Genomic DNA, 13,175 nt, shown 5'->3' with positions numbered 1-13,175 from the left:
GATTGTGTCTAATGTAGAAGAATTATCAGGTACACAAAAAGCTGCGATCCTTCTTACTTCTCTTGGACCAGATCTGTCAGTGCAGACTTTCAAGCATTTAAGCGAAAAGGAAATTGATCAGCTTGCGCTTGGTATTTCTGAGCTTCGACGAGTAGAGCCTGAAGAGCGCGAAGCCGTTGTGGATGAATTCATTCAAATGGTGAAGGCAAAAGACTATATCGCTGTTGGGGGAATTGAATACGCCCGCCAGATTCTTGAGAAAGCGCTTGGTCCGAAGAAAGCGGAGGAAATCATTAACCGTCTTAAAGCAAATCTGAAAGTGAAGCCATTTTCGTTTGCGAGGAAAGCAGATCCAGATCAGATTCTGAATGTCTTGCAGCAAGAGCATCCTCAAACGATTGCCCTTGTTCTCTCTTATCTAGATGCCAAGCAATCTTCTAAAATATTATCCTCATTGCCGCAAGAAAGTCAGGCAGATGTAGCGAGGCGAATTGCCTTAATGGATAGCACTTCACCAGAAGTGATCAGTCAGCTCGAGAACATTATTGAAAGCAAGTTGAACGCAACGGGTGCTCAGGATTACACCTTTACTGGTGGAGTCGAAGCGATCGTTCAAGTGCTAAGTGGTGTTGATCGGAGCACCGAAAGAACAATTCTTAGTACGCTTGAGAAAGATGATCCAAATCTAGCAGAAGAAATCAAGAAGCGCATGTTTGTATTTGAAGATATCGTTACGCTTGATGATCGCTCCATTCGTCTTGTAATCAGCGAAGTGAAGGACGAAGATCTGTCTATTTCACTAAAAGTAGCAAGCGAAGAAGTGAAGAATACAATTTACCGCAATATGTCTAACCGACGTGTAGATACAGTAAAAGAGGAAATCGAATTGATGGGCCCTCTTCGTCTCAGAGAAGTGGAAGAAGCGCAGTCGCGCATCGTCTCCGTTATCCGTTATCTTGAAGAAACAGGTGACGTGATGATTGCACGTGGCGGGGGAGATGATCTGATTGTCTAACATCATTCGGAATACATCTGGAGCTAAAAGAGCTGTTCCAAAAGTTTTGGAGCAAAGAACAGTTGCCGAAACGAAAAAACAGCGAATTCTGCCGACTCGTACAACAACGATTGACGAGAAAAAGTCGCAGCTTCTTGAAATGATGATTCGACTCGAAGACATGTACCACACCATTCGAACGAAGCTTAGCGAAGAAGAAGCGAACGTTCATCAGAACCTTGAGCAAAAGCAAAAGCAAAAAGAGCTTGAATGGCAGGAAATCACGAAACAAACGTACCGCGAAGCGGAGGAGCAGGGGTATGCCTCTGGTTATGAAGCGGGGATGCAGCAGGTTCATTTTGAACTAAGCAATCAAAAGCAAGAGATGGAAGCGATGGTAAAGGGTGCTTATGACAAAAAGGAAGAATTGATTCAAAGCGCTGAACCGTTTCTTCTTTCACTAAGTACAGCGATCGCAAAGAAGATTATGCTGAAAGAAATGGAACAGAATCCCGAAACGATGCTTGAGATGGTGAAGGATACGCTTAAGAAAATTCAGGATCGCGGAGAGGTTGTTTTTCAAGTGTCGGCTGAAGACTATCAGCATATGATGCCGATGGTCGATGAACTTGAGAAACAGCTTGATGTGAATGCAAGCCTTAAACTTATACCAATGAGTGATTTGGAAATAGGGTCAGGACTTGTACATACACCGAGTGGCTCCTATGATATCTCGATAAATAGTCAGCTTTCTGAAATTAAGAAACAACTGCTTTCGATGTTTGAGGAGAGAAAAACAGATGAGCATTAAAGTCGACCCTTATCTCTCGCTACTTGAATCTATGGAAACCGTCCAGAAATATGGGAAAGTCACACAGGTCATTGGATTGACGATTGAATCACTCGGTCCAGAGGTGAAAATCGGTGAGCTATGCTATCTGTATCCTGGACCATCACGGACGCCAATTGAAGCAGAGGTAGTAGGGTTTCGTGAGAACCGGGTCTTACTTATGCCGATGCATGATTTATCGGAGATTGGTCCTGGCTGTCTTGTTGTTGCGACGGGTCAACCTCTTGAAGTGAAAGTGGGCTATTCTCTCTTAGGGACGATTTTGGATGGCAGGGGCAGGCCACTTGATTATTCGGAATTGCCCGGGGGATTGAAAGCTGTCTCAACAAATCGAAAACCACCAAATCCAATGACAAGACCTCGAATTACGACTCCATTTCAGCTTGGTGTCAGAGCTATTGATGGCCTTCTCACAGTCGGTCAAGGTCAGCGGATAGGTATTTTTGCTGGAAGTGGCGTTGGTAAAAGTACGTTAATGGGCATGGCAGCGCGTAACTCAGAAGCAGATGTAAACGTCATTGCGCTGATCGGTGAACGAGGACGAGAAGTGAGAGATTTCATTGAGCGTGATCTTGGCGAAGAAGGATTAAAGAAATCCGTGGTCGTTGTAGCAACATCCGACCAACCACCGTTGCAGCGCATCAAAGGGGCTCTAACAGCAACGGCCATAGCTGAATTTTTCCGAGATCAAGGAAAGAGCGTCATGCTCATGATGGACTCGGTCACACGGTTTGCGATGGCGCAGCGGGAAGTCGGATTAGCCATCGGAGAACCACCTACAAGCAAGGGCTATACACCGAGTGTTTTCGCACTTTTGCCAAAATTGTTAGAACGATCAGGAACGTCTGAAACAGGTTCGATTACAGCGTTTTACACCGTCTTAGTTGATGGTGACGATATGAATGAACCGATTGCGGACGCAGTAAGAGGTATTCTTGACGGACATATTGTTCTCGATCGTAAGCTCGCACAAAAAGGACAGTATCCCGCCATCAACGTATCACAAAGCGTTAGCCGTGTTATGAAGGAAATAGTGACATCTAAGCATATGAAAGCAGCGGAAGAATTCAAACGTCTTCTGGCTGTATATGTCTCATCCGAAGATTTGATTAATATTGGTGCATATAAAGCTGGTACGAACAGCAACATCGACAAAGCAATCTCCAGTCATCCAGAAATTGAGAAGTACATTAAGCAGGGCATCGATGATGAGGCATCTTTTGAAGATAGTCAGGAGTGGCTATTAACACGATTTGGAAAGGATGAATAACCATCGCCGCTTTTCAATTCCCATTTCAACGAATTCTTGATGTAAAAGAAAACGAGAAGGCACAGGCTCAGCTTGAGATGGCCGAGGTGCTTAAGGTACAAGTGGACTTGGAACGTGCGATCTCTTCTCTCGAACAGGAAATCTACTCGATGCGTGGACGGCTTGAGCAACGACAGCTGGACGGGCTTTCGATAACAGAGCTTTTAAGAGGAGAAGAGCACATTGCTTACTTAGAGAGACAGATTCAGGAACAAAAGAACCAACTGAAACTGATCAACATTCAGTTAAGCAGCCAGCAAGACGCCTTAGCAGCTAAAGTAAAAGAAGAGAAAACGTGGCAATCCATTAAAGAAACACGGAAAGAAGAATTTCACCGCGATCTTCAAATACTTGAGCAAAACGAGCTGGATGATTTAAATACAGTACGTGCTTACATGCTTGCGAGAAACGGATAGTCTAACTATGAAACTGTTAAACAACGAGAGCTAAGGGCGTGAGACGGATGCGAAAAAAACAGAAGAGTTCATGGAAAGAACGAATCATACACGGCTTTCTCCTCCCCCTTGCTTTTATGGCAACGGTACTTGCAGTGGTCTTACCTTTTCTAGGATATGACCTTATTGGAATGGCCACGTCAATTAGCGAGAAACCAATCGCTTATGTAGGTGATGCGATATCTGCAGAAGCATCGGATGACAAAGAGAATGAACTTGCAGAACTTCAGCAAGAACTTGCTAATAAAGATAGTGAAATCACGAGTATGAAGAAACAGCTTGATGAACAAGAGATTGAAATTGAACAAAAGCAGGCAGAGCTTGAGTCCTTAACAGAAGACATGAAGCAAGAGTTAGCGGACAAGGAAGAGCGTCAGAAGAAGCTTCAGGAACTAGCAAAGACCTATGAAGGAATGTCTGCTTCAAAGTCTGCCTCCATTCTAGAAAAGCTAACACTCAATGAAGCAGCGTTGTTACTCGATAACATGGGAAGTACGGAGCAGGCGGCAGTACTCGGTAAAATGAATTCTACGATAGCTGCAGACCTTACCATTGCCTTACGAGATCTTGATAAAGCAGATGATCCAGAATTATCAGCTCTACAAGAGCGGGTGAAGCTTCTCATGAATGCAATTGATCGGAAAGATAGCTCTCTATCCATTGCAGACGTAGCGAAAAATTTATCAGAAATGCCTGACGACGAAGCGGCAGACATTCTGGAGAAACTGGCAACCGATGAGGACAAATCGACAGGTGCCTCCATTCTAGCAAAAATCGATAAAGCGAAACGAACTGCCCTCCTTGCGGAAATGGAGGAATCGGTCTCTTCTATGTATGTTGCGGAACTAGCTGATTGAGGGAGGTGAAAACGTGAAAACAATGATCCAGGCACTTGGAGCGACACCCGCTCAATCTGTAAAGGCAAAAGCCGATGGTGAAGCAACTGGATTTTCGCAGTTATTAACCAATGTTAAGCAGGCTATTGAAACAAAACAGCCAGATCAGTCTACAAAAGAATCAGAGTTGTCGGAGAAGCAGATGAAAGAAGAACCCACATTACCTTTCATTCCATTAATGGCTCTTGTAAACATGACGACTGAACAATCTAGTGAACCACAGCCTTCATCACAGAATACGAATGAAGCGAGTGACGAGCTCAGCGCTTTTCTTTCGCAAGGGAGTGCTGATAAAGGGAAGACTAGCGAGATTAAACTTCCAGGCTTCATCAAAAGTGAATTGTTGAAGGTCGATCCGGAAGCTGAACTGTTAGTGAAGCTTGTCGAGACTAAGACCGTATCGACTGAAGAAGTAAAAGCAGTGATTGCTAAAGTAATCGTAGAGAACAATGAGACGTTAACAAAAAAGGAACAAAGCGATCTTTTAGCTACGTTAAAAAGACTTGATGTGGATGGGGTAACGAGAATGAAAGATTCACTTACTTCTCTTATTCAGAAGACAGAAGAGACCACTGAAGTAAAGCAGCCTGCTGAAAGTACTGAGATGGATGCTGCGGAAAATCTTGAATCAGCAAAAACTCAAGTTGACGAACAACCTGAGAGCCTCCCTCACATGAAAACGAGCGAGGCGCCATCACAGTCGCTTGTTAAGGAAACAAATACACCTATACCAGTACGTCAATTAAATACGAGTTTAAGTGACATGATTACGGAGCGAATGCAGGTTATGAAAAATGGTGATGAATCCCACATTCGCATCAAACTTTCTCCTGAGAATTTAGGACAGTTGGATATTCGATTAACCACATTGGATGGGAAAGTGACTGCTTTTATTGCAACAGCAACATCAGCGGCTAAAGAAATGATTGAGTCTCAGCTCCATCAGCTACGCCAAACGCTCATTCAGCAGGGTGTTCAGCTCGATAAGGTAGAGGTGATTCAACAACCTTCTTCCCCTTCACAAAGCTCCATGTTGCAGGATGGCCGCTCACAGCAGGGTCAGCAGTTTGAACAGGGTAAGCGAGGATCAGAACGTAATGGCAATTATGAAGTAGACGAGAATCCACTGATCACACAGGAAACAGAAGAGCGTGTTGATGGCGGAATTAATTACGCTGTATAGGAGGGATAAACCATGAATACTGGCTCGGTAACATCTGCATCAGTTGTACAACAGCAAAAGACAGCACAGTCACCGGAAATACTCGGAAAAGATGATTTTTTGAAAATTCTAGTTGCACAGCTTTCGAACCAAGATCCAATGAAGCCCATGCAGGACACAGAATTTATTGGACAGATGGCACAGTTTAGCTCACTAGAGCAAATGACAAACATGAACAGTTCAATGACTAAATTTTTTAATAACCAGCTACAAAGCTCAATGACTGATCATGCGCATCTAATTGGAAAAAGTGTCGAGTGGTCAGAAAACAATCAAGTTGTCTCTGGTAAGGTACAGGCTGTTGTGTCCAAAGAAGGTAAAGTCCTTGCTGAACTCGATGATGGCAAACAGATCGATATCTCCCTCTTAGAGCGCATCGAAACGGGGGAATAGCATGGCAAACATTCAAGTTAATCAGGTGTATTATCCAAAGCAAACGCTGAAAACAGCGCATAATCAACAAACATCCAAAACATCTTTTGCGGATCAGCTTAAACAAACGCTCCAGTCGGAAGTATCATTCAGTCACCACGCAAAAGTTCGATTAGAACAGCATGGTATCTCACTTTCTGACAGCCAGCTTCAAAAGCTGAATGAGGGAGTAGCATCAGCAAGAGAAAAAGGATCGAAAGAATCACTCATGTTGATGAAAGACCTCGCATTTGTCGTAAGCGTGAAGAATAACAAAGTCATTACCGCGATGAAACAGGACAGCATGGAAAACCAGATCGTCACAAACATTGACTCAGCACTAATTCTATAAAGGCTGGACCGAGCAGGAGGCCGATCGCTGTGGACCGATTGAAGCAGCGACATAATCGAGAGGGGAATTCTAAATGTTAAAATCCATGTACTCAGGCGTTGCAGGAATGAGAGGCTTTCAAACGAAGCTGGATGTAATCGGGAATAATATTGCAAACGTAAATACTGTTGGTTTCAAAAAGAGTACGGTAATGTTTAAAGATTTGCTCAGTCAAAATATGGGCGGAGATTCTGTTAATACAACTCAAGTAGGTCTTGGTTCTTCCATATCATCTATTAATACAATTCATACTTCTGGATCTCCGATAACTACTGGTAATAAGACAGACTTAAGTTTTCAGGGAGAAGGATATTTTGTAGTTGGGAGCGGAGACAATGAATATCTTACTCGCTCAGCAGCTTTTCAAATCCAAGTTGAAGAAGATGACGCTGGTAATACATCAGGGAAGCTTGTAACGACAGAAGGACAAGAAGTTCTTGCCATACCTGTGGGTGGAACAGTAGATGAAGCAGGTGTACCGATCGATGATATTTCTAAAATAGTAAGTATAGATGGTAATGGCATTTTGACTTACGTTAGTAGCGACACTGAAGAAGTAACGACTGTTCAACTAAAAACAGGAACCGTTCAAAATGCATCAGGTTTAGAAAAAATAGGTGGCTCTCTTTATCGGTTAACAGGGAAGTCTGGAGGGTTACAAGATATTCCGGAAGCATCTCGTATCATCTCTGGCCAACTCGAAATGTCTAACGTCGACTTAACAGAAGAATTCACAGAGATGATCCTAGCACAGCGTGGTTTCCAGGCAAATTCACGTGTGATTACAACTTCAGATGAAATGCTTCAAGAAATCGTCAACCTAAAACGATAGGGGGTAAGGGCTGGGGTTCTCAGCCCGCTCTATACATATGATTACGTTAACGAAATTAAATCGGGAATCGATGATGTTGAATGCTATTTACATCGAAACAATTGAATCAACGCCAGACACAATGATTCTACTTACGAACGGAAAGCGGTATGTTGTCACAGAATCAGTGGAAGAAGTGAAGCAGCTGATCACTGACTTTTATCGAGATATTAACATGTTAGACAAGAATAAACAGTAGAACGAACGGGGGTGACGAGTTTGTCTGATATGCTATCACCGGCAACGGTGGATGCGCTTCTGGCTGCGATAGACCATAAAGGTCAGAAGCCGATGAGTGAACGAAAAGTTCAAACGTATGATTTCAAAAGAGCGCTTCGCTTTTCGCAGGACCATATTCGCATTCTTACAAGAATTCACGAGAACTGTGCACGGCTGATGACAACCTATTCTTCAGCACAGCTTCGGACGATTATTCAAGCCTCCGTTCATTCTGTTCAGCAAATGCCATTTGAGGAATTTGTTAAGTCCATTACCGATAATTCCATTCTAAGCCTTTTTGTCGCTTCGCCACTTCAAGGCCAAATGGTGCTTGAAGTAGCACCGGAACTCGCTTATGCCATGCTTGACCGGATGCTCGGTGGTCAGGGAGGTCAGCCAGATAAGCTTACGCATTTAACTGAAATTGAGACAATGGTTATTGAACGTATTTTCAGTAAAATTCTTGAAAGTTTTCAGGATGCCTGGACTTCGGTATTGAAGCTGAAAACAGAGTTGAAGGAGCTAGAGGTTAACCCGCACTTCCTGCAAATTGTTTCTCCGAATGAAACGGTTGTTACCGTCACGTTGAATGTGACAGTTGGGGACGTGAGCGGAGATATTCGACTCTGTCTTCCTCATGTGGTACTTGAGCCGATTATGCCAAGACTTTCTGCACATCACTGGCTTTCCAATCAAAAGAAAGATCGAGAGCCTAAGGAAAGTAAAGAGCTCGAAAAGCGATTGAAGAAAACGAACTTAGGGATTATTGCTGAGCTTGGTCATTCAGAAATCACGATTGAAGAGTTTTTGAATCTTGAAGATGGTGATGTGATTCGGCTAGATCAGACGGTAACCGATCCGTTAGTTGTTAAGGTCGACAACCGCGTGAAGTTCCATGGACAGCCAGGAACGTCGAAAGGTCGTATGGCCGTACAAATTACAGAAGTGAAGGAAGAAGAGGAGGACAAAGGCAATGACGGATGATCGCCTGTCAGAGGGAGAGCTTAATGCGCTGTTTCAAGAGACTGCAGCAGGAAAGGAGGAGTTTGACGTGAATTTTCAATCGATTGAGAAGGAAGCACTTAGTGAACTGTTTAGTGTTTCGATGGGAAGTCTGACCACAACGTTATCTTCTGTTTTCATGCAAGAAGTTATCGTATCCAATGTGACGATGAACGTGTTAGAGAATGAGGCATTTCAAAATGGGTTAGCTCTTCCTTACGTAGAAGCGTCTTTTCGTTATGAAGGAGCAGCCTCTGGTGAAGCGATTTTCATGTTGAATCCCCCTGATGCTCAGGATATGGCTGATATCTGGCTTGTTGCAAAGGGAGATGAGGAAGAAGCAAGCGTTGATAAAAGCCTCACTTCTGTTGTGACAGGCATGATGGAAAGTGTACATAAAGGCTTGAGCATGGCTTCAGGCTCATCATTTGCTGGCACATTCACCAATTTACAAGTTGTTTCTGAACCAAGTAACTCTGTGCTAATTGAAGGGTCTGAAGAGGGTGCTTATATCGATGTATCGTTTGAACTTTCCATTGGATCCATTGTGAAAACCGTCGTGCATCACGTGATGCCTGCCTCGGTGGCGAAACAGATGAGTGAACTGCTTGTAAGTGAAGAAGAACTTCGTGCAGCAGAAGCAAAGGAAAGCGAAAGAGAATCGCAGAAGGAGCAGAAACCCGATTTGCAACAAAAACCATACCAAGATCAACAAGAAGAACAACAAGAATCGACTGAGCGGGAGAAGCCATTCGCATCTAGAGTAAGTGAGCCTGAGCCGAACATTCAGAACGTTCAATTCACGAATTTCAGTCAAGCCGATCATCCATATGGTGAACAAAGAAATCTCAATATGCTCCTTGATATTCCGCTTCAAGTGACGGTAGAACTAGGGCGTACAAAGCGGATTGTGAAAGACATTCTCGAATTATCACATGGATCGATTCTTGAACTCGACAAGCTTGCAGGGGAACCTGTTGATATTCTAATCAACAATAAGCTTATCGCGAAAGGTGAAGTTGTTGTCATCGATGAGAACTTCGGTGTAAGAGTAACAGATATTCTTAGTGCAGCGGAACGGTTATCTAAGCTGCGGTAGATCAAGGAGTGTGTAAGAGTGAGACAGCTTATTTTAGGCATCATGACACTCCTGCTGCTCAGCTTTTTGCTAGCTGCGCCAGAGGAAATAGGGGCAGCGACTGATGGAGATGGAAGTGTTAAAGACTGGCTGACGGAAGACGGAAATGCGCCTAGCCAGGAAGAAAAGCCAGCAGAAGTGGAAAGTGCAAATACGAATATTTTCTTCCTTCTGATCAAGTTAGTATTCTATACGATTGTTGTTGTTGGGCTGATCTATTTGCTTATTCGATTTCTATCGAAGCGACAGCATAAGCTTCAGCACCATTCGGTTTTCACACCAATTGGTGGAACGCCGCTTGGAAATAACAAGTCTGTGCAAATGGTAAAGGTTGGTAACTCTCTTTATATGATTGGCGTTGGTGATACGGTTAATCTTCTAAAAGAAATTCATGATGAAGAAGAAGTGAAAAACATACTGGAAGCTGCTGAAGATCAGAAAACGAGCTTTTCGTTTATGAATAACAAGCAGACCGGTATTCAGGATATGGTGCAAGCAAGCTTGAAGCGACAGAGAAGCAAGCGGACGAGATATTGGGATGACGATGATGGAAGGGACGATAAGTAAATGGATTTACTCATAAACTTAACGATCCCTGGACTAGATTTTGGCTCTAATGCGACAGAAGATGTTTCGGTTACCGTTCAGCTCGTTCTTCTTCTAACGGTACTGTCACTTGCCCCTGCTATTCTTGTTCTCATGACCTGTTTTACGAGAATAGTTGTTGTCCTGTCATTCGTCAGATCGGCACTAGCAACACAATCTATGCCACCAAATCAGGTGTTAGTAGGGTTGGCGCTATTTCTTACCTTTTTTGTTATGTCGCCCGTTCTTTCTGAGATTAATAGTGAAGCGCTTCAGCCTTACTTGAATGAAGAAATTGGGCAGGAGGAAGCGTTAGATGCCGCAGAACTGCCTATTAAGGAATTTATGGCGGGGCATACGCGAGAGAAAGACCTTGCCCTATTCTATAAATACGCGGAGCTTGAAAAGCCAGAGTCTGTAGAAGAGATCAGGCTAACGGCGCTCGTACCAGCGTTTGCAATTTCGGAATTGAAAACAGCGTTTCAAATTGGATTTATTATTTTTATTCCGTTTCTTATTATCGATATGGTTGTAGCGTCTACGCTCATGGCGATGGGTATGATGATGCTTCCACCAGTTATGATTTCACTTCCGTTTAAGATTCTACTATTTGTGCTTGTCGATGGCTGGTATCTAGTTGTCGAATCACTTCTACTAAGCTTCTAAGGAGGCCGACGATGACGCCAGATATGGTCATTTCACTCGCAGAAGATGCGGTTTATATTGTTATTATTGTTTCAGCTCCGCTCCTATTAATTGCACTTGGAGTTGGATTGATTGTAAGTGTATTTCAGGCGATGACTCAGATTCAAGAGCAGACGCTCGCGTTTATTCCCAAAATTATTGCTGTTCTTTTAACGATCATTCTGTTTGGACCGTGGATGTTAACAACGTTAATTGATTACACGACGAATTTGTATCAGAACCTGTACAGGTTTATCGGGTAACGATGGAAAGTGTCATTAATGCCCTACCGTTATTTTTGCTCGTATTTATGAGGGCGACGTCTTTCTTCATTACAGCACCAGTGTTCTCAACAAGAAGTGTTCCAAACCGCTTCAAGGTGGGTCTAGGCTTTTTCTTCGCACTGATCGTTACAGCTGGACTCGGAGCAGAGACGGACCTCGCACTTGATCTAGCATTTGTGATCTACATCCTTAAAGAATTATTTATTGGACTTTCACTTGGTTTTATCGCGTCCCTTATTCTTTATACCGTTCAGGTTGCAGGTGCTTTCATAGATTTCCAGATGGGGTTTGTGATGGCAAACGTTATTGATCCACAGACGCGAGCTCAGGTTCCAATCATCGGTAACTTTAAGTATATGCTAGCCCTACTGTTTCTCGTTTCGGTTGATGGTCATCATATGATGCTAGATGGTCTTGTTAGAAGTTATGAACTTCTTCCTGCAGATGCCCTACTAACGCAGGCTGATAGTCAGTCACTTACAAGATTCATAGCGGAAGTTTTCTCAGGCATGTTTTTCTCGGCATTTCAACTTGCACTACCGATTGTTGCATCGCTGTTTCTAGTAGATGTTGCGTTAGGTCTTCTCGCAAGAGCTGTGCCACAGGTTAATATTTTTGTTGTTGGACTGCCACTGAAAATCTTTGTCGGCTTTGTTCTGATTCTCATTACGATTCCAACGTTCTTCTTTCTATTAAGAGGCGTTTTCCGTGAAATGATCGATACAATGGGTCAGCTTATACAAATATTGGGTGGGTAGCACGATGCGTACAACTCGTTTGAAAATGAACCTTCAGTTTTTTTCGCAGGAAAAGACGGAGAAAGCAACACCACAGAAAAGACAGGATTCTCGCAAAAAAGGGCAGGTAGCAAGAAGTGCTGAAATCCCATCTGCTTTTATGATGATCGGCGTCTTCCTCTTTATGTCTTTTCTAGGAGAATGGATCATTGAGGGCCTTCAAACGATGATTCGAAGCAATTTTGTCTATATTGCCAATTGGACATTAACAGAGCAGAATGTTGATCTTATGATGAAAGAAAATGTTTGGCAGGCAGCCGTGATTGCCGCTCCGTTAATGGGCATATCACTCGTTATGGGCGTTGTCGCAAACTATATGCAAGTTGGTTTTCTAGTTTCCACAGATCCACTACAAGCAAAGCTCGAACGAATTAACCCGCTTAAAGGGGCAAAACGGATTTTCTCGGCAAGAACGCTTGTTGAGCTTCTTAAATCATTAATTAAAATTACGTTTATCTCAGCCGTCACCTTCACAGTCCTCTGGAACAAACGTGAAGAAGTGATGCTAATTTCTCAGAAGTCGATAGGAGACGCCATATCACTCGTTGGCTCACTAATCGTACAAACGGGGTTATCCGTTGGAATTCTTCTTCTATTTCTGGCGCTACTTGACTATGTTTATCAGAAATATGACTTTGAAAAAAACATCCGCATGTCAAAACAGGACATTAAGGATGAATATAAAAAGAGCGAGGGTGACCCGCTCATTAAATCGAAAATGAAAGAGAAGCAGCGTGCGCTTGGGGTGAATAGAATGATCGCTGAAATTCCCAGTGCGGATGTAGTGATCACAAACCCGACGCACTTTGCAGTAGCGCTTAAATACGATCCAAATGAAATGGACAAGCCGACTGTCGTTGCAAAAGGAATGGATTACGTTGCTCTTAAAATTAAGGAAAAAGCGAAAGAGCATGACATTATTACAACTGAAAATGTCCAGTTAGCAAGAGCGCTCTATCACCAGGTAGAAATCGGTGACGGTGTTCCTGAGGATCTGTTCAAAGCAGTTGCTGAAATTCTTGCTTACGTCTACAGCATTAAAGGCTACCCAGGAGGAGGGAATTAAC

At 43.3% G+C, this 13,175-nt stretch carries 17 protein-coding genes; all 17 read left to right on the top strand.

The window, feature by feature from the left end:
• Position 1 precedes the first annotated feature (1 nt).
• The 17 genes from fliG (at position 2) to flhB (ending at position 13,174) form a co-directional block, all read left to right on the top strand.
• Entirely contained in the window at positions 2-1,015 is a 1,014-nt protein-coding gene (fliG, locus tag JI666_RS08105) for a flagellar motor switch protein FliG (protein ID WP_414635135.1), read from the top strand.
• The gene (locus JI666_RS08100) at positions 1,008-1,805 is read left to right on the top strand and encodes a FliH/SctL family protein (protein WP_206890593.1); all 798 of its coding nucleotides are present in this window, start codon (positions 1,008-1,010) and stop codon (positions 1,803-1,805) included. Before fliG ends, JI666_RS08100 begins: the two co-directional genes overlap by 8 nt.
• Positions 1,795-3,114 (top strand): flagellar protein export ATPase FliI, encoded by a 1,320-nt coding sequence (fliI, locus tag JI666_RS08095; protein WP_206890591.1) that lies wholly within the window; start codon positions 1,795-1,797, stop codon positions 3,112-3,114. The genes JI666_RS08100 and fliI overlap by 11 nt, the downstream gene beginning before the upstream one ends.
• Positions 3,111-3,569, top strand: coding sequence for a flagellar export protein FliJ (gene fliJ, locus JI666_RS08090; protein WP_136946628.1), 459 nt, complete (start codon positions 3,111-3,113; stop codon positions 3,567-3,569). The genes fliI and fliJ overlap by 4 nt, the downstream gene beginning before the upstream one ends.
• 47 nt (positions 3,570-3,616) lie before the next feature.
• Complete coding sequence (locus JI666_RS08085) at positions 3,617-4,465, top strand: MotE family protein (RefSeq protein WP_206890590.1); 849 nt, start codon at positions 3,617-3,619, stop codon at positions 4,463-4,465.
• Positions 4,466-4,487: 22 nt separating this feature from the next.
• On the top strand, positions 4,488-5,687 hold the full coding sequence (locus tag JI666_RS08080) for a flagellar hook-length control protein FliK (RefSeq protein ID WP_286170683.1): 1,200 nt from the start codon (positions 4,488-4,490) through the stop codon (positions 5,685-5,687).
• Positions 5,688-5,699: 12 nt separating this feature from the next.
• Entirely contained in the window at positions 5,700-6,119 is a 420-nt protein-coding gene (gene flgD / locus JI666_RS08075; RefSeq protein ID WP_206890587.1) for a flagellar hook assembly protein FlgD, read from the top strand.
• Between the two features lies 1 nt (position 6,120).
• Positions 6,121-6,489 carry a TIGR02530 family flagellar biosynthesis protein gene (locus JI666_RS08070; protein ID WP_206890586.1) on the top strand — a complete coding sequence of 123 codons (369 nt, stop codon included), beginning with the start codon at positions 6,121-6,123 and terminating at the stop codon, positions 6,487-6,489.
• A 73-nt stretch (positions 6,490-6,562) separates the two neighbouring features.
• Entirely contained in the window at positions 6,563-7,360 is a 798-nt protein-coding gene (locus JI666_RS08065; RefSeq protein ID WP_206890585.1) for a flagellar hook-basal body complex protein, read from the top strand.
• A gap of 37 nt (positions 7,361-7,397) precedes the next feature.
• A complete protein-coding gene (locus tag JI666_RS08060) occupies positions 7,398-7,598 on the top strand; it encodes a flagellar FlbD family protein (protein WP_206890576.1) in 201 nt (66 codons plus the stop codon).
• Between the two features lie 20 nt (positions 7,599-7,618).
• Entirely contained in the window at positions 7,619-8,602 is a 984-nt protein-coding gene (gene fliM, locus JI666_RS08055) for a flagellar motor switch protein FliM (protein WP_206890574.1), read from the top strand.
• Positions 8,592-9,719: a flagellar motor switch phosphatase FliY gene (gene fliY / locus JI666_RS08050; RefSeq protein ID WP_206890572.1), complete on the top strand. Its 1,128-nt coding sequence runs from the start codon at positions 8,592-8,594 to the stop codon at positions 9,717-9,719. The genes fliM and fliY overlap by 11 nt, the downstream gene beginning before the upstream one ends.
• 18 nt (positions 9,720-9,737) lie before the next feature.
• Positions 9,738-10,325, top strand: a complete 588-nt coding sequence (locus JI666_RS08045) for a flagellar biosynthetic protein FliO (RefSeq protein ID WP_206890570.1) — start codon at positions 9,738-9,740, stop codon at positions 10,323-10,325.
• A complete protein-coding gene (gene fliP / locus JI666_RS08040; RefSeq protein ID WP_206890563.1) occupies positions 10,326-11,009 on the top strand; it encodes a flagellar type III secretion system pore protein FliP in 684 nt (227 codons plus the stop codon).
• An 11-nt stretch (positions 11,010-11,020) separates the two neighbouring features.
• Complete coding sequence (gene fliQ / locus JI666_RS08035; RefSeq protein ID WP_048311296.1) at positions 11,021-11,290, top strand: flagellar biosynthesis protein FliQ; 270 nt, start codon at positions 11,021-11,023, stop codon at positions 11,288-11,290.
• A 2-nt stretch (positions 11,291-11,292) separates the two neighbouring features.
• Positions 11,293-12,069 carry a flagellar biosynthetic protein FliR gene (gene fliR, locus JI666_RS08030; RefSeq protein ID WP_206890555.1) on the top strand — a complete coding sequence of 259 codons (777 nt, stop codon included), beginning with the start codon at positions 11,293-11,295 and terminating at the stop codon, positions 12,067-12,069.
• 4 nt (positions 12,070-12,073) lie between these two features.
• Entirely contained in the window at positions 12,074-13,174 is a 1,101-nt protein-coding gene (gene flhB, locus JI666_RS08025) for a flagellar biosynthesis protein FlhB (RefSeq protein ID WP_206890552.1), read from the top strand.
• Position 13,175: the final 1 nt, after the last annotated feature.

Origin of the sequence: Bacillus sp. NTK071 (assembly GCF_017303315.1) — a bacterium.
Lineage (GTDB): Bacteria > Bacillota > Bacilli > Bacillales > Guptibacillaceae > Guptibacillus.
The sequence above is the reverse complement of the archived record's forward strand: the minus strand, read 5'-3'. Positions and strand labels throughout refer to the sequence as shown.

What these genes read in the sequence shown, in the direction of transcription:
- fliI (WP_206890591.1), top strand. Translation starts at nt 1,795, where the DNA reads ATGAGCATTAAAGTCGACCCTTATCTCTCGCTACTTGAATCTATGGAA.
- JI666_RS08085 (WP_206890590.1), top strand. Translation starts at nt 3,617, where the DNA reads ATGCGAAAAAAACAGAAGAGTTCATGGAAAGAACGAATCATACACGGC.
- JI666_RS08080 (WP_286170683.1), top strand. Translation starts at nt 4,488, where the DNA reads ATGATCCAGGCACTTGGAGCGACACCCGCTCAATCTGTAAAGGCAAAA.
- flgD (WP_206890587.1), top strand. Translation starts at nt 5,700, where the DNA reads ATGAATACTGGCTCGGTAACATCTGCATCAGTTGTACAACAGCAAAAG.
- JI666_RS08070 (WP_206890586.1), top strand. Translation starts at nt 6,121, where the DNA reads ATGGCAAACATTCAAGTTAATCAGGTGTATTATCCAAAGCAAACGCTG.
- JI666_RS08065 (WP_206890585.1), top strand. Translation starts at nt 6,563, where the DNA reads ATGTTAAAATCCATGTACTCAGGCGTTGCAGGAATGAGAGGCTTTCAA.
- JI666_RS08060 (WP_206890576.1), top strand. Translation starts at nt 7,398, where the DNA reads ATGATTACGTTAACGAAATTAAATCGGGAATCGATGATGTTGAATGCT.
- fliY (WP_206890572.1), top strand. Translation starts at nt 8,592, where the DNA reads ATGACGGATGATCGCCTGTCAGAGGGAGAGCTTAATGCGCTGTTTCAA.
- fliP (WP_206890563.1), top strand. Translation starts at nt 10,326, where the DNA reads ATGGATTTACTCATAAACTTAACGATCCCTGGACTAGATTTTGGCTCT.
- fliQ (WP_048311296.1), top strand. Translation starts at nt 11,021, where the DNA reads ATGACGCCAGATATGGTCATTTCACTCGCAGAAGATGCGGTTTATATT.
- fliR (WP_206890555.1), top strand. Translation starts at nt 11,293, where the DNA reads ATGGAAAGTGTCATTAATGCCCTACCGTTATTTTTGCTCGTATTTATG.
- flhB (WP_206890552.1), top strand. Translation starts at nt 12,074, where the DNA reads ATGCGTACAACTCGTTTGAAAATGAACCTTCAGTTTTTTTCGCAGGAA.